The following is a 26,035-nucleotide window of genomic DNA, read 5'->3' as shown; positions in this document are numbered from 1 at the left end:
TTTTCGATGCCTACAAAAAATAATATACTGAAAAGAATGAAAGCACCTAAACTATCGAAACACAAAATGGATAAATACAGGACAAGTATCTATAAATACTTTAAAATGATGTGCCTAATGGGGCTTTTCCTGCAGACAGTCTTGTTAAAGGCTCAAGATGCTATCGATTTATCAGGCACTTGGGGGTTCCAGACGGACGTGATGGATTTCCGTAGAGGATCGCTGTCCCCCCGCTATAATCATCTTTTGCAAGAAACAATTAAGCTTCCCGGTATTACCGATGATTATCAGATAGGATATAAAAATCCCTATAAATATATCGACCGTCTGACCCGAAAATACGAATACATGGGACCAGCATGGTACCAACGTGATATTGAAATCCCTGCCGAATGGAAAGGGAAAAAAATATTCCTATACTTTGAGCGCACCCACTGGTTGAGTTCAGTTTTTATAGATACCAAGGAAGTCAGCAGTATCGATTATGTAAGTGTACCCCACAACCACGATCTGAGCTTATTTGTAAAGCCCGGAAAGAAGCATCGCATGACCATTTGTATCGATAACCGGTTTCAGTATAATACACACAAATGGGACCATGCGCATACTGAATTTACGCAGATTAACTGGAACGGTATTCTAGGAGAAATAAAACTGTTGGCCATAGACCCAGTTTATCTGGAAGATCTTCAGGTATATCCAACTATAGCCGATCAGTCCATAAAAGTAAAATTACGGGTAAATAATGCCACCAAAAAACAGGTAAAGGGCAAAGTGTCTTTCGTCATCGAGGGAACAAACTACAGCCTTAAGGATGAAGTTGCATTGGTAAGTACCGATTCGGTGACCTTCGTAGAGACCACTATTCCATTAGGTAAGCATATCAAATTGTGGGATGAGTTTAACCCAAACCTCTATCGGATAAATTGTCAACTGAATACCTCCGACGGCAAAAATACCTATCGTCATGAAAAGGCTACCACCTTTGGTATGCGTGAAGTAAAACAAGGAAAAAACCATGTACTGCTCAATAATCGTCCCATCCATTTAAGAGGCAATGTAGAAAATGCAGTGTTTCCAAAAACAGGCCATGCTCCGCTCGACGATGCCTCTTGGGAACGAATCATGGTGCTGATGAAGACGTATGGCATGAACCATTTACGATTCCATTCATGGTGCCCGCCGGCGGCGGCCTTTCGCATGGCAGACAAACATGGAATATATTTTGAAGTGGAAATGCCTATGTGGGGCAAAGATGCCGAACCCGACGAGTCCAGATATAACTTCTTCCGTAGGGAAATTAAAGCTATTTTAAAAGAATATGGCAACCATCCTTCTTTTGTTCTGTACTGCAACGGAAATGAAATTACCGGGAATTTCGACTTTATCGAGGAGCTGACTGCCGAAGGCAGAAAAGCTGATCCCCGTCATCTTTACAGCGGTTCTACGGCAAGAACACGGGTTAAATCGGATCAATATTACGTTTCCCAGCAAACCAATAAAGGGCAGGTGAAGGTGTACGAAGGTCTGCCCGGTACCGATTGGGACAAGAATTTGGAATCTGATGTAGATGTGCCCGTCATTTCACACGAGTCAGGGCAACGCTGTATTTATCCAAATTTTGATGAAATAAAGAAATATGCCAACAGTCCCGTAGAGGCCCGCAATTTTGAAGTGTTTAGCGATCTATTACAAAAAAATGGCATGTTGGACCAAGCAAAGGATTTCTTCAGAGCATCTGGTGCGTTAACCGTGCTGGAGTACAAAGCCGTGATCGAAGCCCTGTTGCGATCAGGTAAATCTGCCGGATTTCAGCTTTTGTCGATGAATGACTTTCCGGGACAAGGGTACGCGCCCGTGGGGATCTTCGATCCTTTCTGGGATTCGAAAGGATTGGTTACAGCAGAAAAATTCAGCGAGTTTTGCGCGCCAACGGTCGCTCTACTGCGTTACGATAAAAGCAGTTTTTTCAACACAGAAACATTTAGGGGAAAAGCCGAGGTATATAACTTTAGCAATTCTGCACTTGAAAATGCGAAAATTAAATGGTGGTTGACCGATACCGCTGGCAACGTATTGAAAAAGGGAACACTGAAAAAGCAAACCATTGCCAACGAAAATGTATCGCCGGTAGGTGAATTTGAGATTTCCCTAAAAAACATCAGCACCCAAAAAGTTACGGTTCATCTTGCGGTAAACGATAGCATTAAGAATAGCTGGGACATTTGGGTATATCCAAAACATCAACATCTGATGCAGTCTACAGCTAATGTATTGTACACTGATGTCTACGATGATGCTGCAAAAAAGCAGTTGGCCCAGGGTAAAACCGTGGTTCTTTATCCTTCTCCAGACCAGGTGAAAGGTCGAAAATCACTGTTTCATAATCATTTTTGGAACCCCATTATGTTTGCATGGGCACCGATGACCATCGGCAACCTGGTTCATCATAAGCAGGCCATGTTTAATGATTTTCTTACTTCATACCATACCGATTGGCAGTGGTGGGATATCCTGAACGATGCAAAAGTAATCGAAATGCAACATGCACCACAACAACTGCGTCCATTTATACAGGTCATCGACAGCTACGACAACAACCAGAAATTGGGTATTGGTTTCGAAGCCAAACTGCACGGCGGGAAACTGCTGGTACTGGCATTGGATACCAAAAATGATATGGATAACCGTCCCGCTACTCAACAATTGTTGTACAGTATCGATAATTATGTGAAAAGTGAGAAATTCTCGCCGCAAGTGGCTGTGGACGAAACTTTTATTCAATCATTTTTAGAGAAATAAGAAAGATTTACACAATGGTAAGAACAATGATATTATCTATGATGACTGTTTTTTTTGCTCAGCCCCTCATGGCACAGGAAATTAGGTTAGAAGAGAAAGCGTCTGTAAACCAGGTTTATAATAAGGCTGTCGAGGCGGAAAATGCATTGTCTTTTAATGATTTGGACATCGAATCAGGCTATGTACTTTATCAGACCGAGATAAACACAGATGCCGAAAGCGAAGAGCTGGAATTGGAAAACGTACGCGATTATGCCGTGGTCTATGTCGACGGTAAGGTACAGGGTAGCCTGACAGATAAGAGTAAAAAACTAGCCATCAAAGCAAATCCAGGCAAACACTTGCTTCAATTTTATGTCGAGAATATTGGTCGGATCACTTACGGACCAGAAATTACAGATAATTCAAAAGGGCTTTTTGGCACCATCACTTTAGACGGAAACGACCTTCAAGACTGGAAAATGATCTCCTTAACGGTGCGTAATTATCCGCTGAAGGATTTGGTTTTTGAACAAAGATCAGCTAATGACAGCCCCGGTTTTTACAAAGGTCAGTTCGAACACAATCTGTCCGGAAACAAGTATCTTAATATGACAGGATGGGGAATGGGCGAGGTCTGGTTAAATCAAAAATATTTGGGATCTTACTGGGAGGAAGAAAAACAGCAGTCGATATTAATTCCTTCGGAGGATTTAATACCCGGAAAAAATGAACTTGTAATCTTCGAACTCAAAAATAATCAGCAAAAGAAGATAAGTTTGTCCCCAACGCCTGTTTTTAAGTAAATTGGTACTGTTGGCTTCGCATGGATCTGAACAGCTGAAAAAGCGCTAAGGCCAGAATTTCGACGAAGCTCATTGCCTAATAGTATGATAATCGAAGTTTATAGAACCACTGATTAACAATTAGTAGCAGGATATTTTGATTGTAACTGGCCCACGTAAATCCTGATTGAAATTTAAACAGTTTTAGTAGCATTAGTAAATGAATAAATACAGTCTGATAATTTGTTTCGTTGTTTTTTGGGGGCAATGTGTTCTCGGTATCGATCTTTCGAGGTATAGGTTTCATCTGATGCCCGAAACTTCCTATTATGGCGGTATACAGAGCATCGCAAAAGACAGTTTAGGGCGTATTTGGTACACGGGGCCCGATGCGCTCTTCATGTACGATGGTAATAGTTTTTATCAGTTAAATGATATCGTCTCTGCGATCAAACCAACGCAAAAATGGGGTTATGGTTCTTTAATTCGGGATAAAAAGGGAAATCTGTTTCTAGCTTCTGGGCAAGGCTTATTAAAATTCGATTACGAACGGTTTTCTTTTCATGTCGTGGTTCCCGGAATGATCCGTTCGCTTTGTGTACATAGCGATGGTCAGGTTTACATGCTGTCAGACAATAGCATACTACGCTATAATCCGCAAAATAAACAGACAGAAAGCTTTTTATTGCCCAAAAACAAGTCTTTCCAAAATATATTGAGTGCTAAAGATCAGGTGTTTCTAAGCCAAGGCGCTGTCGTGTATCAAGTTGAAATGACGAAAAAACGCCTAGTCCAGTTTGCGGATTTTGGTAGTACGACAAATCAGGTGAACGATGCGGTCGCGTACGGGGGGGAATATTACTTTTTAACACAACGAGGGGGAATCCATGTAACAGATTTAACAGGTACCTTAAAACAGAAGATCCCAATAAGCAGCATAATGGGAAATTCAGCCGTGTTAACCAAAAAAATATATTTGGACCAAACCGGGGTGATCTGGGTGGCTACGCAAGCTGGATTGTATCTTTATGATCCATCCAATGAAAGCAGCAGCACCTTGCAAATGAACTTGAACGATGCTTATTCATTACCGAATAACTCGATATGGACAATTTATCCGGACCCGGACCAAGGGGCCTGGATAGGTACTTACGGTGGCAAAATAGCTTATTGCTCGCTTTACGATTCCCGAGTACGTTACTTCAAGCCCAGCCCAGGGGGGCTCAATCACCCCATAGTCAGTAGTTTTCAGGAAGATCATCTGGGAAACATATGGATCGGTACCGAGGGGGGGAGCCTGAATTACTGGAATAGAAAAAAGGATCAGTTTAACCCTCCAGAAAAATCGCAGGGTAGTTCGTCGAGTCCTCATATGATTAAACGCCTGAAATTTGACCGAACGAGCAAAAAACTGTTGATTTCAGCCTATAACGGCGGTATTGGCAGTTATGATGTGGACAATCAGCATTTCAGCAATTTCAATTTCCGCTCTCCGGAGAGCCAGCAACCACTCACCGTTTATGATTTTGTAAACGATAAGGAAGGCACCTGGTGGATGACAGATCCCGATAAATCATTTTTATATCGCAAGAAGCCGCTAGATCCTATAGAGATGGTGAGCGTACTTGATGCGCAGGGCAAAAAAATGAAACTCGAAGTCGAAGCATTATATGTGAATAATGAAGATCAGCTCTGTTTAATTAGCCATCAAGGATTTTTTGTTGTAAATCCCCATACGTTAAAGGTATTGAAACACTACGCGCTCAAAGATGCTTCCTATTCAGCAAATTACCTGTGTAGTTATACCGTGACTTCAAATGGCGAAGTATGGTTGGGGACATTGGGTAAAGGCGTAAATGTACTCAAAAGAGATGGGACATATGTCAACTATAGTGTAAGTAACGGATTCCCGGCGAAAATGGTATTTGGCATATTAGAAGATGTTGCCACGAAAAATATCTGGTTAAGTACCAGTGATGGTCTTTTTTGTTTCAATTGGAAATCCAGTAAATTTGAGAAAGCCAGGTTTTATCAGGAAAATAACATTGGTTCATTTTATATTCATGCCGCTTACAAAACTTCCAGGGGTGAAATGCTGTTTGGCGGTACCAATGGATTTCTACTTTTCGATCCGGCGTACCTCAATAAAAATCTGCAAAAACCGAAAGTTTTTTTTACAGGATTTCTGGTCAACAATAAACTCGTGAAACCAGCGGATGGCTCATCAGTTTTAACGAAAGACATTGGCAGTCTTTCCAATCAAAAAGAAGACAAGATAAGGCTCTCCAGTAACCAGTCAAATGTAGAAATTAAGTTTTCGGCAAATAGTTATCTATCCGCAGAGAAGAACCAGTTCGCTTACCGGATGTTGGGGCTAGGTGAAGACTGGCAAATCAGTCATGCCAACCAGAAATCTGTACAGTTTCTCAACCTTCCGGGCGGAGATTATATCTTTGAAATCAAGGCTTCCAACAATGATGGGCTATGGGGCGATCAAATATCACGATTATATATCCATGTCGATCCACCATTTTTCTTGTCCTGGTGGGCATATTGCTGCTATGCAGCACTTGTTTTTGCTCTGCTCTTTTTCATAATGAGATATTACAGCAATAAAAGAGTGTTTAAAGAGCGATTAGCACTCGAGCGTTTAAAAGAACAGAATATGCAAGAGCTGAACCAGGCGCGTACCGACTTCTTTACCAATATCTCACACGATTTAAAAACACCGCTAACCTTGGTTTTACAGCCGCTTAAACAACTCAAAGACACTATTGTGGCCAATGATACCGCTTTGGTATACATGGATTTAATAGAGAAAAATGTATCCAGAATACAGCGGATGATTAGCCAATTGCTGCGCTTTCGCGAAATAGAAAGCCAAAAAATTACGCTCAATCCGCAGGTTGGTGATTTTATCAATTTTGTAAGGGATATATTTAGCCTGTTTGAGCTATATGCCAATAAAAAAGGTGTTGAAACCAATATTTCCGCGTACAAGGACAATTTATATGTTGCCTTTGATTACGATGTTATCGAAAAAATATTGACTAATCTGTTCTCCAATGCCCTAAAATATACACCAGATAACGGGTATGTGGGCGTACGTATCTATAGTGCAACAGCGGAAGAAAAAGAACGGTTTCCTTCGTTAAATCCGACGGAAGTCGAATACATCTCCATTGAAGTTATAAATACCGGAGATTGTTTTTCTGAAAAACAGATCGCGACGCTTTACACTTCTTTCAACCGCTTATCTTCTCATCGGCCAACTTTTGAAGAAAGTTCAGGACTTGGACTTGCTATTGTGAAAGAACTGGTAGATGTGCTGGAGGGTAAAATATGGATGGTCAATAAGACCGATAAAATTTCATTTACCCTTTCACTACCGTTAAGGAAACAGGCCGGGGCAGGCGACATGCAGCCTAATGTGTATGATTACACCGTTTCTGAAATCGACGATATTATTACGCAGGATACTGCAGTCCCAGAAACAGGATCGATCCCTATAAAAAAGACAGATAATATCCTGCTCATTGAAGATGACCAACAGCTGCGTGTTTATCTGGAGCAGCGTCTGGCCGAAAAATATAATGTATATACAGCAAGTGACGGGGAAGAAGGCTTAATTAAAGCCGAAAAAATTTATCCGCAACTTATTATTACCGATTTGATCATGCCAAATCGCAATGGCTTGGAAGTATGCCGTAGCCTTAGACAAAATTTTAAGACTAGCCATATTCCTATTATTATGATTTCGGGTACGGGAGATGACAACCAGCATAAAATAAAAGCATTGGAATATGGCGCTAATGTGTTTATTGATAAACCGTTTCATGTCGACTATCTGTTGCAACAGACGGAAACCATTCTAAGAAATCAGCGGGAACTAAAAGAAAAATACAGCAAACACGTTCAGGTAGATCCCTCCAATGTGACCGTTACCTCCATGGACGAGGAACTGCTGATTAAGGCTATTCAGGTCATTGAAGAAAATATTGACAATGCCAGTTATTCCGTAGAAGATTTTGTGGCTGATATGAACGTAGGCAGAACCATTCTTTATCAAAAAATACATGATATTGTGGGAATGTCCATCAAAGAATTTATTTTAAATATGCGGCTGAAGAGAAGTGCTTATCTGTTAGAAAAATCGGATCTGACGATAGCGGAAGTTGCTTACCAAACCGGGTTTAACAATGCCAAATACTTTAGCGTCTGTTTCAAAAAGCAGTTTGAACTGAGCCCTTCAGAGTTTAAGAAAAAGGTTTCGAGTGGAAAGAAATAAAAATACAGCCAATAGTTGACCGATATACCCTTTCAGATAGGTGAAAGGCAATTCTATATTTTTGAAATCCTAACGATCATGAAAATGACAATTTTTAGAAAAACGCTTCTGCTTACATATTGCTTTTGCTTGTTTAACGTAATTTATCTGACAGCGGCTGTCGCCCAAAAGCTAGATGAAACTTACATCAGCCCCAATAAATACAAGAGTGGTTCCCAGTCAGAACGTATACAAAAAGCCATAAATGAAGCAAAAAAGTCGACTGGGAAAGTAGTGATCCCTAAATACGATGCGGTAACAAAAAAAAGTGTCTGGCTCATCGATCAGGCCATTTTGCTTCCGGGTGATTTTGAACTTGAATTGAATAACTGTACCATTAAGCTATCGGATAAGTGCCGGGATAATTTTATCCGTTCTGCAAATGCAGGGCTGGCAATTAAAGAGATAGCACCCACAAAGAATATCCGGATTATTGGAAAAGGAAATGTTCTTTTAGAAGGTGCTGATCATCCCAGAGCTACCGGTGACCATAATAAAATCTTGTCCTTAAATCCCAGCGGATTTGGACAATCTTATGGTACGGATGCAGGTAAGCCCGGAGAGAACCAAAAAGGTGGATGGCGGAACCACGCCATTATATTGGCTCACACTGATGTATTTGAGGTTAGCGGCATTACATTAAAGGATTATCATGGGCATGGACTGGTATTGGAACGCTGTACAAACGGTAAGGTAAGCGATATTACTTTTAACGTAAGGCAGGCAGTAACTGTTGATGGAGTAGACAAACAGATTTTGAACCAAGACGGCATGGGCATACGTTTTGGCTGCAAAAATATTATTATTGCGAATTGCAAAGGTAAAAGCGGTGACGACTTTATTAATATAGGTTTGACAGATACCGGAGTGGGAGCAGGCGAAGAAAATGTAAATGTGGTAAGTGGTTCGATTTATAGGGGCGAAATCGACAATATTTCAACTATTTATCTCCAGAACTGGCAGGACTTCTATTCAATTTCACACCGATCCATACGGATTATGCCTGTGGGTAAACTCCGTATAAGTCATGTCTTTATCGAGAATATGGTCATCAGTCCGCTAGCACAACAAGGTTTGGTGGTCGAGTATGGCCAGCATGTCCAGGGCTTATTTGTACGAAATTTAATTAGTCATCAACCGATAAAAGCCAAAGGTATCTCGCAGGCCAGTTTCCGCGATATCATTTATAAAGGTCGGGGTGAAGCTATCGATGTGCAACCAAGCGATACTGTTATCCTAGATCATGTCATGCGTATAAAAAACGAATAATAAAGCGCTCCTAATCTCCGTTTTACAGCGAAAAACACATCTTTTTGCCTTTTGTACAAAATCAAACCATTTTCGTACAAAAACGAACCCTATGAATTGGTGATGATTATAGTTTTGTCTTAACCAATTTTAAAAAAGCAAAATATGTGTATGAAAATTCCTCCCGACCACGTGATCAGGCTCACGCAGGGTAATCCGAACTCTACAAAAATCAATAGCAAGGCGCAACGGAATTTTAGGTTTCGTCAATAAGGACGAAAACGAAGTCTTGCCGTCTGCATTGCGCATGCATTTGCAGCAATGAGATAGTATGTATCACAAAATTTAAATTAAAAATCCAAGCCTATTGAAGCAGACCTATTTTAAACTCATATTCTTTACAAGAAAGGGAAAGTAAAGAACGCAAGTAAATTTTAAACTAACCATTATAAATCAATGATACAAAAAATACATTTCTGGCTCAGGAGCTGGATAATGAGTGCTACCCTATCGGTGGTGGCGGCTAATTATGCTTATTCGCAAGCAACAGATCAAATAAATGTCAAAGGTCAGGTCACCAATGATGCAGGAGAAGGACTTAAGGGTGTTTCGGTCATGATTAAAGGGGCGAAAACCGGTGTTCAGACAGATGCAAATGGCCGTTATACCATTCAGGCATCACGCACGGCTACGTTACTTTTTACCTACATTGGTTTCAATAACCAGGAATTAAAGGTCAATCCATCAGGAATCATCAATGTGAAGATGTCAGGAAATAATGTCCTGGATCAGGTTGTGGTCGTAGGGTATGGTACAGCCAAGAAGAAAGATTTAACAGGAGGGTTGGCCGTGGTTGGAAAAGAGCAGCTCAGCATGGTATCTACCTCAAACCTGATGGATCGCTTGGTGGGACAGGTTGCCGGTTTTTCCATTACGACCGGCGAGGCTGCGCCGGGAGCATCACAGACCTTGTTGATACGGGGTGAAAATTCGATATCGGCCAACAATAGTCCATTGATTATTTTAGATGGTATTCCCTACAGCGGATCCCTGGCAGATATCGATCCCAACAACGTCGAAAACCTTTCGATCTTAAAAGATGCCTCGGCTTCGGCTATCTACGGTTCGCGTGCGGCCAATGGGGTTATTCTGATACAAACCAAAAGGGGGGCGCTGGGTAGAGCTCAGGTAAACTATAAAGGTTTGATCGGCATGGCCGAGCCTATGCAACGCATCAATGTGATGGGGCCAAATGAATATATCCGCTTTCAACAAGATATTGCCCGAATTAGGCAAGGCTATACTGGAGCGCTATTAGATCCTATCGCCGGGGATATTATTAGCGTAACAGAGCGCGGTAATTATGCGAAAGGCATTACAAATAATTGGCAGGATTACGTCTTTCGAAAAGCCATGACCATGGATCATCAGCTGAGCATTTCCGGTGGTACAGAGAATACAAAATATATGGCTGCCCTTGCAGCTTTGGATCAAGAAGGTGTGGTATACAATTCTAAGTTGTCCCGTCTAAATATTACCACAAATGTGGATCAGACTTTTAATAAATGGTTAACCACTGGTGTTGGCCTGCAATATACCCGGAAAAGCGACGGTGGTATTACGCCAAATTTGGAACATGCCATAAAACAAAGTCCTTATGGAAGTTATAAAGACGAATCGGGGAAGTATGTGCCCGAACCCATGGAGTATTCATTGATCGTCAATCCGATGCGCAACGTTAACGCGATTCAGGATAGGTATAATAACAACTTCTTTCTTTCTGGCTATGCCAATATTTTGCTGCCGGTAGAGGGTCTTTCCTTACGATCAAATTTTGGTTATAATTATCGGAACGGATTTACCGGAACCTATTACGGGCGCAATACTTTTGAAGGCAGGGATCAGGGTACGCAGGCCGGAGGTAGTGCTTCCATTAACAATTCCAACTATAACGATTATACCTGGGAGAACCTGCTCAAATACGAGCGGCAGATCGGCGATCATCGTTTTGATGTGACGGGTTTATTCAGTATGCAAAAAACGAAAAGCTGGTCAACAGCCCAGAGCGGTGCAGGTTTTGTAACCGATGATACCGAATACTTTATGATCGGTTCGGCCAGCCGTCTTGTTTCCAACAGCGCTTCCTTATCGGAATCTGCGATGCTGTCATACATGGGTAGAATAAATTATGCCTACAAAGGCAAGTATCTATTGACCCTGACAGGACGTACAGATGGAGCGTCTGTATTTGGTGTCAATAATAAATATGCATTTTTCCCTGTCGCGGCGGCGGCATGGCAAATCGGGGAGGAAAGCTTTTTAAAAGATCATGTAACATGGCTGGATATGCTGAAAATCCGCCTTTCTTATGGTGCCAACGGTAACCAGGCGATTACACCATACCGCACGTTAGACCGCTTATACTCCAATGTAAAATATATCTGGGGCGATGATGGCACTGCCGTTACGACAGCCTATTTGGCCGGTGATGGTGTGGGGAACCCTAATCTGAAATGGGAGACCACCTATTCGACCAACCTCGGGCTGGACTTTCAGTTATTTAATAACAGATTGGGAGGAACTATCGATGCCTATCTCTCTAAAACGAAAGATTTACTGATGACCCGTACTGTACCTATCATGAACGGGTATAACCGGATTTGGGACAATATCGGCGCCACCCAAAATAGAGGTATTGAAGTCACCTTAAACTCGACGAACGTGAAAGGAGAAAATTTTCAATGGAATACGACCGCTGTGTTTTCCTTAAACCGAGACAAAATTGTCGAGTTGAGAGGGGATGGTATCGATGATATTGCCAACAACTGGTTTATTGGTAAGCCATTACGAGTATTCTACGATTATAAAATGATCGGTGTATGGCAAAATGGAGAAACCATTACTGTGGATGGGGCAGCACCCGGAGCTGCCAAGCTGTACGATCGCGATGGTAACGGCAAGATAGAAGCGAGTGACAGGGTGGTCATCGGATCTAAAAATCCACGCTATACAGCATCTTTAGCCAATCGGTTTTCTTACAAAAATTTTTATGCATCTGCGTTGGTTACCGGTGTTTTTGATGTATGGCGCGATGATCACATGGCCAATCTTGGGGCCTGGACTTTCGGGATTACCAACTATGTACACGATGCCAATTATTGGACACCGGAGAATCCCAGTGCGACGATTGTTTCACCCGGCTATCTCAATCCATTAGGACACGGGTACTATAAAAAAGTGAGCTACGTACAGGTGAAGAACATCACCTTTGGCTATAAATTGCCACACAAAATTGCTAAAAAGGTCGGTGTAAATGGTATTGATATAAACGCTAGCGTGAACAATCTGAATACGATTTCTAATATCAGAGAGGTACTCAATTACGACAACACCTGGATGGCCTCCTATCCGACGGCACGTTCGTATATGTTTGGCTTAAATGTAAACTTCTAATCGAATGGACATGAAAATGAAAAATATTATCACAACAAGTTTAGGGCTTATCGTATTGTTAACCTTAGGAGGCTGTAAGAAGTTTCTGGAGGAAGAACTGAAAACTGAGCTAGCCCCCTCCAATACCTATACCAGCACCTACGGTTTCGAGGTGGGGAGTGCTGGTTTGTATGCACTCACACGTTCAGAATACAATACTTATGGCGAAGGGGGCGCCTTCATCCATAATGGTGCCTGCCCATACGAAGCCTTACAGGTATCTACGGATATTGCCGATGCAATTAATAGCGATGGCTCATTGACTGCTTTTGCCAATCTGACACTTACTGCCTCCGAGCGTTTTGTAGGAACCTACTGGAACTGGGCTTATAATCTTATTTCATCTGCAAACCTCATGTTGGTTTATTCTGAAAAAAATACCAATTGGGACACGCCCGCGGATAAGGCACGCTTCCAGGCTGAAGCCCGCTTCTTTCGGGCTTATGCTTACCGTACCTTGGTTTATCTCTATGGCGATGTACCCTATGTGGAGACTATCCTGTATGATTTTCAGCTTAATTTTACCCGTACACCAAAAGCCGAAGTCATCGGCCATATGGTAGACGACCTGAAGTTTGCGGTGGATAACCTGCCTACAAATCCGGACGACGTAAAAGAAGGAAAGCTGACCAAATGGGCCGCAAGTCATTTGCTGAGTGAAATCTACCTATTGCAGGGCAATCATGCCGAAGCAGAAAAGGCCGCATTGGCGGTCATCAATAGTGGGTATTATAACCTTATGAAAAACAGATATGGCGTAAATGGCAGCAAACCAGGCGATGTATTTAGCGATTTATTTCTGGAAAATAACCAAAATAGAAAAAGTGGCAATAAAGAAAGTATCTGGGTATTGCAGTTCCAGTTTAATACAATCGGCGGCGGTACCAATTCGGATGACTGGACCCGTAGGGCTTGGATACCCAATTACTCGACGATTACGGGATTTGTTTTGGCAGACACATTGGGCGGTCGTGGTATTGCACAATTAGTGCCAATGAAGTGGTGGGTAGGTACCACAGGTACCAATGCTACAGGCAATGTCGCTGGTATTTTCGAAGCAAATGATATCCGTAATTCAGGTTATAACATTAAACGCAACTGGTATTACAACAACGCGAATGAGACCTCGCTATATGGTAAAAAAGCCAATATTACCGAACAGACCTGGTTTACGACAAAAAGCTTATTTCCAGCGATTACAAAATTCTTTTACGGACGTACTGAAAATTTAAGTTTGACCGGTAGTTATAAAGATCGTATGAAATTCCGTTTGGCTGAAACCTATCTGTTGCTTGCTGAAGCCTATTTGGGACAAAATATGCCAGATAAAGCTGCCCAAGCCGTCAATGAAGTGCGGAAAAGAGCTGGAGCGTCCGAAATTACCGGCGCTCAGATGAATATGGATTTCCTGCTCGATGAGCGTATCCGTGAGTTAGTTGGTGAAGAAAGCAGAAGATTTACCCTGGTGCGTACCAATACTTTGGTGGAGCGGGTCAAAAAATATAATAATGCGATCAAGGATAAAATTACGGACAACAATATCTTATGGCCTATTCCACAGGTGATCAGGGATGCCAATACAGGGGCACCGTTCCCACAGAATCCGGGTTATAATTAATGGTTATGGGAGGCTGTCGGAATCCTAATCGTATTTTCGGCAGTTTTCCCATCTGATGACAAAAAAGCAGTTGCGCTAGTCAGGCGCATGATTCTATCCAAACGTTAGCAAAAATATAAATCAATGAAAATCATCAATTATTTATACAAAACCTTATTTTTCTTAAGCATGGTACTTTGCCAGTTATCCTGCAAACAGGAAATTCAGGATATACCCAAAGTCAATGAAACGATGGACCTTCAGCCTTCGTCGGAAAACATTACGCTGGACGAGGTCAATTTGACCAAAGATATCGTTACATTTAACTGGAAGCCCGCTAGGGTACAATCAGATGATCATTTGGTCAGCTACAGTACGATGTTAGATGTGGTGGGGAACAATTTTGGTACCGGTACAGCCATATTTAACTATGAGGACGATAACGTATTGAGCAGAAGCTTTACTTCCGAACAATTACAAAATTGGGCAAATGAAAAGTGGGGTATACCAGCAAATAAGAGCTTTACGCTAGAGTTTAGAGTGGTTGCCCAATGGGAGGGCGGTGCTACTTTTGAGGCACCCGAAGTACGTACCGTAAGAATTACAGTAAATCCGATCAAGACGGTTGTTTTTGATGCCGATAAAGTGTTCTTGAGCGGAAGTGCCGTTGGCGGGAGCAAAGTGGAGATGCCAAAAACATTGGAAAATCTGGATCAGTATGCTTATGTATTGAATTTGCAGCCTGGCGAACTGGAAATTCCGGTCGAATTTAACGGTGAAACCAATTATGTGGTTACCTCCGATGGAAGCGCTGAACTAAACGATGGAAATGCCGTTGGCATCAAAATGAGAGAAAACGTATTCTCCTGGAAAATAGCAACTGCGGGCGAGTATCGCGTTGTGGTCAATATGCAAAAAGCGACAGCAACCATTTATTCTCCAGCGAAAACACTTGCTCCTAAAATAGTGACATGGACAGGGGATCAGCCTTATACGACCACGGTGACGGATTTGTGGATGCACGGAAGTATCAATGGCTGGGGAACTCCGGTAAAAATGGATTGTCAGGTAAGTTTGGCGGATCCGCAGGTTTTGGTCTATACTGGGGGTAAAGTCGGGACCACCAAGTTTATCGTAACCGGAGACAACAGTAATAACAAAAACCTGGCTTATGCTTTTAGTGCTCCGCCTACGACTGAAGGTGTGGCTCAGACCCTGACGCTTACTTTAGGAAAAGTGACCGAAATGGGAGGGGGAACGGTAAAAGGTAATCGCGATTCTTATTTCACCATTCCGGCTACAACCAATGTGCTGATTTTTGATTTAAGAAACATGACAATTCTGGGGCTAAAACGGTAAGCAATTGTATCAAAGCATTTAAATTAACTTTAACATTTCTGAAAGTGAAAAACAATATAAACTATAAAAAAGCCTGCCTCAGCGCATTTGCTATCATGCTTTGCTTTCTAGCGGTTTCATGCAAGAAAGATCGTGCTGATAACGAAAAAGATATAGCAGGGACCTTGGTGAAACCCAGCTACAACCGCAGTTCCATGTTTCGTAACCCTTTAAACGGTTGGGTCATGTATGCTTCAGCTTCGGGGACTCCTTCCTATTGGGACACCCAATTCTATGTACCTGACTTAGGTAAAACGGTCAAAGCAATTGACTATGCATCTGCCTGTTATATCCGTACCAGTTGGCGAACTTTTAATCCTGTAGATGGCGTATATGCCTGGAGGGATCCCAGCACGGCAATCTATAAAATGATCAAAGGGGCACAAGATAAAGGATTGCCAATCGCCTTTCGTATCGTCGTCGACGGTCGCGATCAAGGAGCAAATACGCCGCAGTTTGTTTTCGATGCAGGCGCCAAGTATTATGTTGCCAATGCTTCTTTTCCGGATAGAAAAACACCCGTGCTGCAAGATCCTGTTTTTCGGAAATATTATAGCAAGCTGATCGAAGAGTTGGCGAAGGATTTTAATGATTTAAATAAAACCTCCTTTGTCGATGCCTATGGACTCGGGTTGTGGGGGGAGGGACATAGCGTCATTTACGAAGATCCTAATAATCCTTCCGGCCAAAATATTGAGGTGATCAAAGAAGAAGTTGTTGATTGGATTTCAGATGTGTATTCCAAGAACTTTACAAAAGTGCCCTTGCTGATCAATTATCACCGTTTAGTTGGCGACCCTGCGGGCAATGGTGCTCCCAATCCTAATTCGGAGAAGCTGTTGAATAAGATGATCAACAAAGGGTATAGCCTGCGTCAGGATGCCTTTGGAATGACCGATTATTATCAAAGCTGGGAGAAGAATTTTGCCAAGGTCTGGAATTTTAAACGCCCGATTATTATGGAAGGTGGTTGGATTACGACTGGTACACACCGTTACTGGACTGATCCAAGCGGAAAATACAGGCAAGACCATCCCGAAGATGTTCGGCAGGGCGAATTTGACAGCTCCTTGGAAGCTGCTGTAAACATGATGGATTTCCGTATCGGTGAAATTGAAAGCTGGTTCACCAAATCTTTTACCTTATGCCAGCGTTTTATTTCTGAAGGTGGCTATCGTTTGTATCCCGATCGTATTTATTTACCGGAGAAAGTCAATTCGGGTACAGAAACGACAATTAACCACCGCTGGCGGAATATGGGCTGGGGGTATTTTCCGAATAATATTCCTCAATGGAATTATAAATATAAAGTAGCTTTTGCACTCCTGGACGAAGAAAACAAGGTGAAAAAAGTTTTTGTTGATGATAAAGGAGAACCTTCCACCTGGCTTAAGAATAATCCAGTCGCATACGAGTTGAAAGCTAATGTCGATGTAGCTGCTGGAAACTATAGCTGGGCCGTCGCCATTGTAGATACAACAAATGAAAATCAGCCGGGCATAAGACTTGCCGTAAATGGCGATATAACTGATTCCGGATGGTTAAAACTATTGGAGGTGCAGGTACAGTGAGATCATTCGCATAAGTTTTAAAAGCCAAAATTAGCGAAAGTTTTTTAGTCAAAAGGGCCTGATATTGATCAGGCCTTTTATTTTAGCGTGTACTTGTACAGTAATTTTTATGATCCTTTTGCGCCCTTTTTTTAGTTTTATTATCCAATTTTTATATGCTAAGTCGCGAGTTATGGGCCTATATGTAACTGAATTTTGAGGCAACAAGTTATGGTTTCCGTAATGTATTCTTTTTATACCTTCAATAGATTTGATAAAAAAACAATAGCGATTAAACTTTGATCTAGTTTGCAATATGATTTAGACCGCCTATCGTATCAGTGAAGAGGCGGTTGTGATATCAGAGTTATTTGACGAAATTATACAGGACATGACATATCCATCCTGTTTGACTTTGAGGTACAGATTAGCGCTTGTTACTTTTTTGCTTACGTAAGTGTGTTTGATATTAAATTCGACTTTTCCTGAACCATTGCTGTTGGGTAGGACTTCGATCTGCTCATTTGGACTTTTTAATTGAAATGTTTGCGTAGCATCTAAATAGCCAGTCCCATTTTCAATTTTTTGTAGGGTGTATTTGGTTTTTACCAAAAATTCCTGTTGATCTGCTCCTAAGACTGGAAATGCCACTGTTTCTGTTTTTTCAACTGAATCACCAACTTTCATTGGTTTATTTGGCGTTTTATCTTCAAACTGATTCTGTTCCATTTCGGTTTTTAAATATTGTTTTTCCAGGGAATCTAGCGTGTTATTTACTATTGAATCAATCTTAGTTTTACCATTTTCATCGTAATAGCCATATATCGTAGAACCACTTAACGGAGCTTTTAACGGAGTTATCTGCTCGTTAAATTTCATGCTAGCCTCTACAAAAAGTATTTCTGTCTTATAAGGAATTATCTGCTTGATTTCTGCGCCTGTAGAGGTGGTCGATTGGACCTTATTATTTCCTTCCAGATTCATCGTAAAGGGGGATGGTCCCTCTAATTTGCCTTCTGCTTTGGTTTGATATATACCCGTTGTCTCGTACTTTATCTGTGGCTGAGGAAGGTGTTTAAAGACAAAGGATTCCTGTGCGTTAACGTACTGCAAAGCAACTAAAAATAATAATGTAAAATAGTAATTCATTTTTGAATTTGTTAATATTCACTAAAGTTAATCAATGGCAATAGTATTTTTATTGCTTAGTACTGTGTTTTTTTTAACGCTCGTTCTCGCTATTTTTCGAGTTTTCCCTATCATGGCTTAAGCGCTGGTTGCTTTTTTACCTCAAAAGGACCCGATGTTCAAATCAGACCCTTTGTTTTAGCGTTTACTTGTACAGTAATTTTTATGTTTCTTATCGTTTCCTCGTTTTTGTTTCGTCATCCAATGTTTTTAAAGACTATTGAATTTTCACCGTACGATTCCAATTTTTATATTGATTCTTTCTTTTTGAAATGTAGCTTCTAGCCGTTTTGAACTATTAATGCCACGTGGAGCGATGTGACTTTTTCGGATTTATGTCCTTTTGTTTCGTTATTTAAAATTTCGATAAGGTAATCCAATATTTAATCGGGTTAAAAAGTATGCGCTCACTGGATTTTTATCTTTGTTCAGAGCTGGAATAAAAAATGAATAATTCTTGACAAGATCAATCTTTAAAGTTTCTACAAATGATTTTAATACCGAATCTTCTACTCGAACAGATTGTTTTTCCGGAATTGAATATTCCATATAAGCCTCTAGATGATTAACTTTTCCTTCCTTATCGATTACCATTGAAATGGATAAATCAATATCTTCGGGATTAATATCCTTTTTTTGAGCAGCAGCTTTAAGTGAATTTTTTAAGCGCACTACCTTTTTATAAAATTCATTTTTTGGATTGGGTTCTTTTAAAAGGTTCCAGTCGTTATTAAAATAAACTCTATTGGAACCGTATTTTAATTCCAAGCTGTCAACAGCAACTTCATCTAATAATTGATAGTTATTGACTTGCCTGTCATCGATTTTTTCAACGAGACTATGACTATGGCCGTTAAATTTGATGGGAAACAAGCTGGGGTTTTCAAAAGCAGTATTTGCATTTACGCCTACATAAATTTGATGGTTTTGCATAAAACCAACCATTGGATGCCGATAGAACTGATGATAGTTTTTCGTCAAATCAAGGTTAGCGTTATAATTGTACTTTTCGAATAAAATTGCTGGATAATCTGTGTTGACCTTTAAAATGGTATAGTTTTTAGGGTCGAAAAAATATCTTACCCCTGAAAATGAGTTGTTTTCATATTCTTCCTTCGTATTTACTTTCTTATTCTCAAGAATTACTTTTTTTAATAATCCTATTTCCTTAGAAACAGGACTTCCAAGCGTTATTCTTTTAGGGAATACCTGAGATTTATCAGAATTCTTGCCTGTATTTCTAATTGAGTCAATAGCAGTCTCTTTTTGATTCGGCTGACCGGAACAACTGACATGGATTGTTAACAGTAAATTGGCAAAAAATAGTAAGAAAAGGCTTCTTCCCATATGACTTAAATTTTAGTGTATATCCAATAATACCATTTTATATTCGGATTTATAGTCTAAAAATAATTACGACATCAATCTTTCAATAGAAGGTGTTTTTTGATTTTGATATTGTCTGATGGAGTCTGGGGACAAGCTTTGAGGACAGAAATAAGAAAGGTAATCTAAGTCAGTATGATACTTACTTTATAATACCAGTTTTTAGGTGACTTAAAGTAGTTTAATAGATTGTTTTTTGATAAATTCATCATAAAAATAGGCCTGATCTTAATGCCTAGAATATTTTGAGGGTAGTCTTGTTGGGTTGACTGCTGCAAGAATTGATGAGTAGGAATAATTATTTTACAAAAAATTGAAAATACGCAGGGGATAGAAAAAATGAAATTAATAAAGGGGTTAGGTAAAAAGATTGTAAATCTGTACAACGATTTAAGCGATGCTGATTCGAGCTGGACAAATAGACGCTATGACTTTTATCTTATTTTTGGATCTACAGACGAGCTTAAAGCACCTTGGATACAGACCAATTGGAAACGGGACTTTCAGCCCTACTTTGACTTGCTATTGAAGCAGGTGAATAATTCAAATGAAACAGGGATAAGAGTAGACAAATTCAATTTGGAAAGAAGGATATCTAAAAATAATAATGAAACGTTTATATATCATGCCCCCATTAAAGTTGGACGACTAAAATGGGATGAAAAATCACATGAAAAATGGACTATTTCCGATAACTCAGAAAATTACTTTCAACGGTTTGAACTTTGGTCGCCAATTTGGACAATATGTGAAAGAAGAGATGTGCCTCCAGAAATTTATATAACAATAACTAATCAACGTAGTTTTCAAAATGGATATAAAATTGAGTTTGGCTATTTTATGGTGATTGCAGTTGCGAAAAACTTAAATATTGATTCAAAATCAATACTTAAAGAACTTTCTGAAAAAATAGACTCAAAAGCTACCATTTTCAAGACTCGAAGATGGGGAAAGCCCGAAAAGTTTGGCGACTGGAAATTCCTAAACTGGATTCAGGATACCTATACGGTTTTATACAAGGAAGAAAGTTTGCATACTTTCGACTTCAATAGTTTAGAGTTTCAGCCTCATTGGGAAGTGTTATATAGACATACCTAAATGCCCAATTGCCAGGCTTACGAAGTTTTTTTCGATACGTTTAAAAGTATTCTTTTTTCAGACAAAAGGTAAATATGTTTTATTTCTGACCTAGCCTTTTAAATCAATGCAAAGCGGGGCCTTGGCCCCGCTTATTTTTCAGTACTTATAATTCGAATGAAATATAATTTGCAGACTATATTCCTAATTCACCATGGGCAAGCATATGTCTGTAAATCGTTCTACAGTTGTCGAAGAATCCTGAACAGGAATTTTCAACATAGGTTTGTGAAGTGAAGGTGTCAATCACTTGACCACTAGTATTGTAGACCGTTAGCGTGTAAACACACTTTCTTAGAAATTTTGCATTGCTTTCTTTTGTTGACTCGGTAACTTCAACTTCGTTGGTGGTTTCGGATGCTGCCGAAGTACTTGTTTTTACTTCTGCATTTTCTTTGGGTGCTTTTGTGTCCGTGCCTGCAAAAGCCGCTGTCGATAGCGCAGCTAGGACTACCAAACTCATCAATAACTTTTTCATTGTTTTTAAGTTTTATTTGTTAAATAATGTATGCCTTTTGGGCATGTTTTAATTATCTGAGAATAAAAGTAATCACAAGAAATTAGACTAGGCTGAGCGATTCGTATTCGTGAGAGTTGATCTCATATTCGCTCTTGCTTAGTTGATATTTAGTTTGCCCAGTAAACTGAAAGCCGCTCAAAAATTAGACTGGGTGTTCGTACATATTTTCACCTTCCGATTCCGACCATTCACCGAGTTTTCCCGAGCGTTGGTCTAAAGCCCATAGGCCAAGGACATATTGTGTTGTAGTTTTGAGTCAACAAATAAGAATAACAGAACTAACACTATAAAAAAGATATTATGAAAACCCTAGTAAAAACATTCGCAGCAGCAGCCTTAATCGCCGTATCAACATTCGCTATGGCAGCTGCAGGACCAGGTTCGAAATCAGAGAAAACAAACGTTAACCTTTCCACAGCAGATTTCGCTTTAGAGCACTATGTTGCGGTAACTACGGAGGGAGAATCAGCAGGAGTAGAGCAGTTATTCGCAGAAGATTTCAACCAAAAGATCCAAGCTATCAGTGCGCAGTTTAACAGCCGTAGCGAAGTGGTTAAATCCTTGAAAAAACAAAAAGGCGAAAAGCTAAACTGCACCGTAAACACCGATATCCTTGAAGAGTCAGCAGACTATATGGTCGCTAAAGTAACCTTGAAATTTGAAAACTTTACCAAGACTGACTTGGTCACCTTAGAGCGCGAGGGTAACAGCTGGAAAGTTTCGAAATCAATCAATTCGTATAAATAAAATCTAATAGCTAGTAATCTGCCAGATCGGGTGGAGGACAGGCCACTAGTGAAATCATCTATTTAAGTTTAGTTTAAAAGCCGCGTCGAGAGATGTGGCTTTTTTGATATATCAATTATGGAACTTTTAAATTAACTTTAGGTATTCACCATTCATGCTGAGATTTCGTACAAATAGCGTGTGGTTGCTAGATTATTGTAATTATGACAGAAAAGTATACGCGATGGGATCCGATAATGGATCTACCAGATAATCCGTTTTTTTATGAAATGTATTTTAAAAAAGGGAAACAGGTTGTCTTATTAAAACAATCTGATCTCGTTGATAGGTGTTTAAAAATAGAATTTAACAATCCATTAGCCTATAGAATAGTGATTGAATCAGGACGAATGAAAACTTTGAATAATCCCTCAATATATACATTTTGTAAAACAGATGCTTCAAAATTTCTTGAATGGTTTGATGAGGAGAGTTATGGAATCTTTTAAGACTTACTGAAGTATCATTATATGGTATGTACTAGTGATAATATAATTGATGTAATTACTCTTCAAGATCCTGAAGTTTCCTGGATTAACCTTTAATCAGACTGGGCTTATGTATAAGAGCTGATCATTGTACCGATATTGTTCCCAAAATCTTCAGTGTCGACCATGGTATAAACTGGAAATAAAATAAGATTAGAATCTCAAGAGCCGTAACTACAGCTCATCATATTGTGAAAAAATAGAGCGGTTAGTTACTTAGATTATTGGGCGTAAAAAAGAATAAGTAATGGATATTAAAAAGCACTTACTGGCGTTAAAAAGTTTTGAAGATTCTTTAGCCCAAGCATTAGATCAACTTCAGCGTGAAGTTGGTAACGACCTGTCGTTCCTGGAAAATTTTGATAAATTGAATAATTGCTATAAAATGGATTCAAGGTCAAGTCAGTTATTATTGAGAGCTATGCAATTATCCAAATCTGAGGATATATATTCAAGTTTCGAATTATCAGATATTGAAAAGGCCTATGATTGCATGCTCGAAAAGAATATTAATAATTTAAATATTTGGGTTGATGCGATCTATTTTAATGAAATTGTTATGGATAATAAAAGAAAAAGTGAGCTATTGAAAACTCGATTTTATTCTCTATTAGCTAATTTCAAAAAAGAAATTGAAAATTTAGATAGGTAGTTAGGTGGGCCCTGTAGGACTAACATCAGCGGCCCCATATTGAATTTGGACGAAAAAGTAATAGAAACAAAATTTAGATACTACACGATGAAAGATAAATATGAAAAATGGGCTATTGATTTATCCCTTCCTCAAGATTTATTTTTTTATAAAATGTATGTGGAATACAGTGAAATAGTTATTCTTTTAAAAAACTTAGTTGATCACACTCAAATTCTCGAAATAAAATTTGAGTATTTTGTTTCGTATAAAGTTACGATCGACTTGGCGCTAATGAAGATGGTTAACGAGAACGACGATTTTCGAGGATTTGCAAGATCTACATGCTCCGCTTATTTGGATTCAGTTATTGAGGGCAGCTATGATATTTTAGAACGAAAAAATATTGAACATTTCGTTATTTATAATTTAGAAAATGCAATTGAGGTGCTTTCAGATGAACCTGCTACATTTCGCTGGTTAAGTAAGGAAGAGGTAACCGTCTGTGATGTCTCAAAAACCTAAAATATGAAACGACTTATATATGTATTGTCTCCCGTATTGTTGGGCTGCGGAAACATTAGTAAAGAAAATAGCCAATATGACAAGGTGATGATTTTCTCTTCGGATACGTCCTATGTAAACGATATTTCATGGCAGATGGATGATTTGTTAAGCGGTTTCTACCAGGATAGTTCGATGTTTTCAATTGGTCGTGCAAAAACAATGAAAGCGAGCCGAGTAGCGGATATTCTTCACGATCTAGACCATCTAAAAATAACGTATTATGCAAGAAAAAATCCTTATATAAAAGAATTCAATTTCTGTAAAAAATGGCAAATTATTTTTTTTAAACAGGAGATACAGCAATGTGCTATCTGTATTGACACTACTTCCATGTTAATGTCTGTAAAAGATTCTATTTTTAAAATTGAGAGCGATAGGTTTTATAACAATGTATCATTAACAGATTTTTATCCTCTTCAAGCTTTAGGTCAAAAGCATTATAGTAGTCGGGTGATTACTATTCAAGAGTAGGGATATCTTCTTCTATGTTAAAGGATCTTCTTATTATGCGCTGAATTGCATATAACATAAAATTTAGCTTATGATACATTGTTTGAAAATTGGTTTAATTTGTTTTTTATTTACAGCCTGCTCAGGAAATATGGTTCTAACGAAAAAGGCTGTCGGGGTGCTGGAAAAAGTTCATATGGATCAATTAATCTATTTCAATAATATGGATCAAAAGGATGATTATGCAAGTATTATCTATTTTGGAAAGCAAGGTCGAAATATATTGGCAAAAGAGGCTTCCGATGTGATTTCGCCAGGTCATTTTACGATTTTAGAGGGATTTAATCTTGCTTGGGGAGATTATGTTGGGCTAATCTGGAATGATCGTGTAGCCTATAGTTATCATCGGCAGACTGGTAGTAAAAAACTTCACATTGTTAAATTGTTACTTAGTAACACTGATCTGGAAAAGGTTAATGTGGAGATATCCTCTCCTATTGTTGAAAAGGTAAAGAACTGGAACACTCAATATATCCGTAATCTTAAAAATCAAGTTGGTATGGGAATATCGGACGGATTTTGTTTTATGGCTACAAGGGTTGATATGAATCGTGCAGATAAGAATCAAATAGAAACGATTTCTTTTGAGGAATTTTAACCTTTTTAATGCAGGTTTCGCTTTAGCGTGTTATGTTTGAATGGAATAGTATCGATTGATTATGGCAGAAAAGTATTATTACCAACTTTATTTACAATAATGTTAAGAATAAATGCTGATGAATGATTTTATAAAGTGGGATCCAGTATCTCCTCCACCAAATGATCTTTATTTTGTTCATTTAACGGACAACGGTGGAAGCATAGAGATTCATCTGGCTGAAATGAAAGATGACCGAATATTAATCTTAAAATTTAAAGGTGTAATGTCTTATCAAGTGACAGATGAAGGTGCAAGATCAAGAAGCCTCTATGAGCATCCAGGTTATAGAGGTTTAGTGGTATCTGATAATTCAAACTATTTAGATTGGTTTCGTAGAGAAAGTCAAGAAATGTTTTCAGATTGGGATCTGAAACACTATTCTATAGGTAATGTAAATAATATTATCGACATCATAAGCGGTGATGAAATTGAAGTGGTTTGGCAGGCGGAAGTTTAAAATGGAGAAAAAAGACGAAGCTTGAATTCGCTCAAGGGAATGCTTACCCATTTTTATGAGCCATTAAACACCACTAAATTTGCATATGAAAAAGAACAACATGTTAAAAAAATGGCATCCCGCTGAAATGATTAATGGAGACCTTTATTTAATAAGTTTATCAGATGATCAAGAGAATGGACTGCAGATAAGTTTTGAAATAGAGAATATTGAACCTAACCTTGTCTTCGATTTTGGATTTCATGCACTTTATTATCAAAATCAAAATGAAAACAGTTCTTTAAAAATAATTGACGATTATGGTATTACAGGAAACTGGTCCTTATTTACGGTGGAAAAATCTGATTTGATTGATTGGATAGTAAAAAATAGTTATCAGATTGTTAGTAAAGAAAATGTTCAGCATTTTATCTTTTTGCATGCCGATGGTTTAATCAATGTGCTGTCAGCGCATGAACCAAAAGTATATCGACAAAAACAGACGTATTAATCGTATCTTTGTTCCAAGGACAGGCAGCTGTCCAATCCTTAAGAGCTGTGTCTACAG

The 26,035-nt window shown here is 39.3% G+C and carries 19 protein-coding genes; 16 read left to right on the top strand and 3 right to left on the bottom strand.

Going from position 1 to position 26,035, the window contains the following annotated elements:
* Window positions 1–36: 36 nt before the first annotated feature.
* From ACHWSC_RS20480 to ACHWSC_RS20445, 8 genes are all read left to right on the top strand, one after another.
* A complete protein-coding gene (locus tag ACHWSC_RS20480; RefSeq protein WP_394677986.1) occupies window positions 37–2,802 on the top strand; it encodes a sugar-binding domain-containing protein in 2,766 nt (921 codons plus the stop codon).
* A 38-nt stretch (window positions 2,803–2,840) separates the two neighbouring features.
* Entirely contained in the window at window positions 2,841–3,587 is a 747-nt protein-coding gene (locus ACHWSC_RS20475) for a hypothetical protein (RefSeq protein ID WP_394677985.1), read from the top strand.
* Window positions 3,588–3,786: 199 nt separating this feature from the next.
* Window positions 3,787–7,854 (top strand): response regulator, encoded by a 4,068-nt coding sequence (locus ACHWSC_RS20470; protein ID WP_394677984.1) that lies wholly within the window; start codon window positions 3,787–3,789, stop codon window positions 7,852–7,854.
* A 129-nt stretch (window positions 7,855–7,983) separates the two neighbouring features.
* On the top strand, window positions 7,984–9,162 hold the full coding sequence (locus ACHWSC_RS20465; protein ID WP_394677983.1) for a glycosyl hydrolase family 28 protein: 1,179 nt from the start codon (window positions 7,984–7,986) through the stop codon (window positions 9,160–9,162).
* A gap of 435 nt (window positions 9,163–9,597) precedes the next feature.
* The gene (locus ACHWSC_RS20460; RefSeq protein WP_394677982.1) at window positions 9,598–12,594 is read left to right on the top strand and encodes a SusC/RagA family TonB-linked outer membrane protein; all 2,997 of its coding nucleotides are present in this window, start codon (window positions 9,598–9,600) and stop codon (window positions 12,592–12,594) included.
* Between the two features lie 10 nt (window positions 12,595–12,604).
* Window positions 12,605–14,251: a RagB/SusD family nutrient uptake outer membrane protein gene (locus tag ACHWSC_RS20455; RefSeq protein ID WP_394677981.1), complete on the top strand. Its 1,647-nt coding sequence runs from the start codon at window positions 12,605–12,607 to the stop codon at window positions 14,249–14,251.
* A 123-nt stretch (window positions 14,252–14,374) separates the two neighbouring features.
* Window positions 14,375–15,589 (top strand): SusE domain-containing protein, encoded by a 1,215-nt coding sequence (locus ACHWSC_RS20450; RefSeq protein WP_394677980.1) that lies wholly within the window; start codon window positions 14,375–14,377, stop codon window positions 15,587–15,589.
* A 44-nt stretch (window positions 15,590–15,633) separates the two neighbouring features.
* On the top strand, window positions 15,634–17,199 hold the full coding sequence (locus ACHWSC_RS20445) for a DUF4832 domain-containing protein (protein WP_394677979.1): 1,566 nt from the start codon (window positions 15,634–15,636) through the stop codon (window positions 17,197–17,199).
* A 309-nt stretch (window positions 17,200–17,508) separates the two neighbouring features.
* Here the strand turns inward: ACHWSC_RS20445 and ACHWSC_RS20440 are convergent, their stop codons facing one another.
* Window positions 17,509–18,327: a hypothetical protein gene (locus tag ACHWSC_RS20440; protein WP_394677978.1), complete on the bottom strand. Its 819-nt coding sequence runs from the start codon at window positions 18,325–18,327 to the stop codon at window positions 17,509–17,511.
* A 390-nt stretch (window positions 18,328–18,717) separates the two neighbouring features.
* Entirely contained in the window at window positions 18,718–19,713 is a 996-nt protein-coding gene (locus ACHWSC_RS20435; protein ID WP_394677977.1) for a hypothetical protein, read from the bottom strand.
* A 378-nt stretch (window positions 19,714–20,091) separates the two neighbouring features.
* Here ACHWSC_RS20435 and ACHWSC_RS20430 point away from each other — a divergent pair, with 378 nt between their 5' ends.
* Complete coding sequence (locus ACHWSC_RS20430) at window positions 20,092–20,850, top strand: hypothetical protein (RefSeq protein WP_394677976.1); 759 nt, start codon at window positions 20,092–20,094, stop codon at window positions 20,848–20,850.
* Between the two features lie 175 nt (window positions 20,851–21,025).
* Here the strand turns inward: ACHWSC_RS20430 and ACHWSC_RS20425 are convergent, their stop codons facing one another.
* Window positions 21,026–21,367, bottom strand: a complete 342-nt coding sequence (locus ACHWSC_RS20425) for a hypothetical protein (protein WP_394677975.1) — start codon at window positions 21,365–21,367, stop codon at window positions 21,026–21,028.
* A gap of 342 nt (window positions 21,368–21,709) precedes the next feature.
* On the opposite strand from ACHWSC_RS20425, the gene ACHWSC_RS20420 reads away from it, so the two are divergent.
* The 7 genes from ACHWSC_RS20420 (at window position 21,710) to ACHWSC_RS20390 (ending at window position 25,978) form a co-directional block, all read left to right on the top strand.
* Window positions 21,710–22,156 carry a hypothetical protein gene (locus ACHWSC_RS20420; RefSeq protein WP_394677974.1) on the top strand — a complete coding sequence of 149 codons (447 nt, stop codon included), beginning with the start codon at window positions 21,710–21,712 and terminating at the stop codon, window positions 22,154–22,156.
* Window positions 22,157–22,930: 774 nt separating this feature from the next.
* Entirely contained in the window at window positions 22,931–23,335 is a 405-nt protein-coding gene (locus ACHWSC_RS20415) for a hypothetical protein (protein ID WP_394677973.1), read from the top strand.
* 87 nt (window positions 23,336–23,422) lie between these two features.
* Window positions 23,423–23,839 (top strand): hypothetical protein, encoded by a 417-nt coding sequence (locus tag ACHWSC_RS20410; protein WP_204990805.1) that lies wholly within the window; start codon window positions 23,423–23,425, stop codon window positions 23,837–23,839.
* A 3-nt stretch (window positions 23,840–23,842) separates the two neighbouring features.
* The gene (locus ACHWSC_RS20405; protein WP_394677972.1) at window positions 23,843–24,352 is read left to right on the top strand and encodes a hypothetical protein; all 510 of its coding nucleotides are present in this window, start codon (window positions 23,843–23,845) and stop codon (window positions 24,350–24,352) included.
* 130 nt (window positions 24,353–24,482) lie between these two features.
* Complete coding sequence (locus tag ACHWSC_RS20400) at window positions 24,483–24,989, top strand: hypothetical protein (protein WP_394677971.1); 507 nt, start codon at window positions 24,483–24,485, stop codon at window positions 24,987–24,989.
* Window positions 24,990–25,107: 118 nt separating this feature from the next.
* Window positions 25,108–25,488 carry a hypothetical protein gene (locus ACHWSC_RS20395; protein ID WP_145327749.1) on the top strand — a complete coding sequence of 127 codons (381 nt, stop codon included), beginning with the start codon at window positions 25,108–25,110 and terminating at the stop codon, window positions 25,486–25,488.
* A gap of 85 nt (window positions 25,489–25,573) precedes the next feature.
* Window positions 25,574–25,978, top strand: a complete 405-nt coding sequence (locus ACHWSC_RS20390) for a hypothetical protein (RefSeq protein WP_145327750.1) — start codon at window positions 25,574–25,576, stop codon at window positions 25,976–25,978.
* Window positions 25,979–26,035: the final 57 nt, after the last annotated feature.

Origin of the sequence: uncultured Sphingobacterium sp. (genome assembly GCF_964277905.1) — a bacterium.
GTDB lineage: Bacteria > Bacteroidota > Bacteroidia > Sphingobacteriales > Sphingobacteriaceae > Sphingobacterium > Sphingobacterium siyangense.
Note: the sequence above shows the minus strand (reverse complement) of the source record. Positions and strands in the feature narration are given on the sequence as shown.

Bases quoted from the DNA above. Each gene is read 5' to 3' on its own strand.
- ACHWSC_RS20420 (WP_394677974.1), top strand. From the start codon at position 21,710: ATGAAAACCCTAGTAAAAACATTCGCAGCAGCAGCCTTAATCGCCGTA.
- ACHWSC_RS20425 (WP_394677975.1), bottom strand. From the start codon at position 21,367: ATGAAAAAGTTATTGATGAGTTTGGTAGTCCTAGCTGCGCTATCGACA.
- ACHWSC_RS20435 (WP_394677977.1), bottom strand. From the start codon at position 19,713: ATGGGAAGAAGCCTTTTCTTACTATTTTTTGCCAATTTACTGTTAACA.
- ACHWSC_RS20390 (WP_145327750.1), top strand. From the start codon at position 25,574: ATGAAAAAGAACAACATGTTAAAAAAATGGCATCCCGCTGAAATGATT.
- ACHWSC_RS20400 (WP_394677971.1), top strand. From the start codon at position 24,483: ATGGTTCTAACGAAAAAGGCTGTCGGGGTGCTGGAAAAAGTTCATATG.
- ACHWSC_RS20480 (WP_394677986.1), top strand. From the start codon at position 37: ATGAAAGCACCTAAACTATCGAAACACAAAATGGATAAATACAGGACA.
- ACHWSC_RS20395 (WP_145327749.1), top strand. From the start codon at position 25,108: ATGAATGATTTTATAAAGTGGGATCCAGTATCTCCTCCACCAAATGAT.
- ACHWSC_RS20460 (WP_394677982.1), top strand. From the start codon at position 9,598: ATGATACAAAAAATACATTTCTGGCTCAGGAGCTGGATAATGAGTGCT.
- ACHWSC_RS20410 (WP_204990805.1), top strand. From the start codon at position 23,423: ATGAAAGATAAATATGAAAAATGGGCTATTGATTTATCCCTTCCTCAA.
- ACHWSC_RS20455 (WP_394677981.1), top strand. From the start codon at position 12,605: ATGAAAATGAAAAATATTATCACAACAAGTTTAGGGCTTATCGTATTG.
- ACHWSC_RS20450 (WP_394677980.1), top strand. From the start codon at position 14,375: ATGAAAATCATCAATTATTTATACAAAACCTTATTTTTCTTAAGCATG.
- ACHWSC_RS20430 (WP_394677976.1), top strand. From the start codon at position 20,092: ATGAAATTAATAAAGGGGTTAGGTAAAAAGATTGTAAATCTGTACAAC.
- ACHWSC_RS20440 (WP_394677978.1), bottom strand. From the start codon at position 18,327: ATGAATTACTATTTTACATTATTATTTTTAGTTGCTTTGCAGTACGTT.
- ACHWSC_RS20405 (WP_394677972.1), top strand. From the start codon at position 23,843: ATGAAACGACTTATATATGTATTGTCTCCCGTATTGTTGGGCTGCGGA.
- ACHWSC_RS20415 (WP_394677973.1), top strand. From the start codon at position 22,931: ATGGATATTAAAAAGCACTTACTGGCGTTAAAAAGTTTTGAAGATTCT.
- ACHWSC_RS20470 (WP_394677984.1), top strand. From the start codon at position 3,787: ATGAATAAATACAGTCTGATAATTTGTTTCGTTGTTTTTTGGGGGCAA.
- ACHWSC_RS20475 (WP_394677985.1), top strand. From the start codon at position 2,841: ATGATGACTGTTTTTTTTGCTCAGCCCCTCATGGCACAGGAAATTAGG.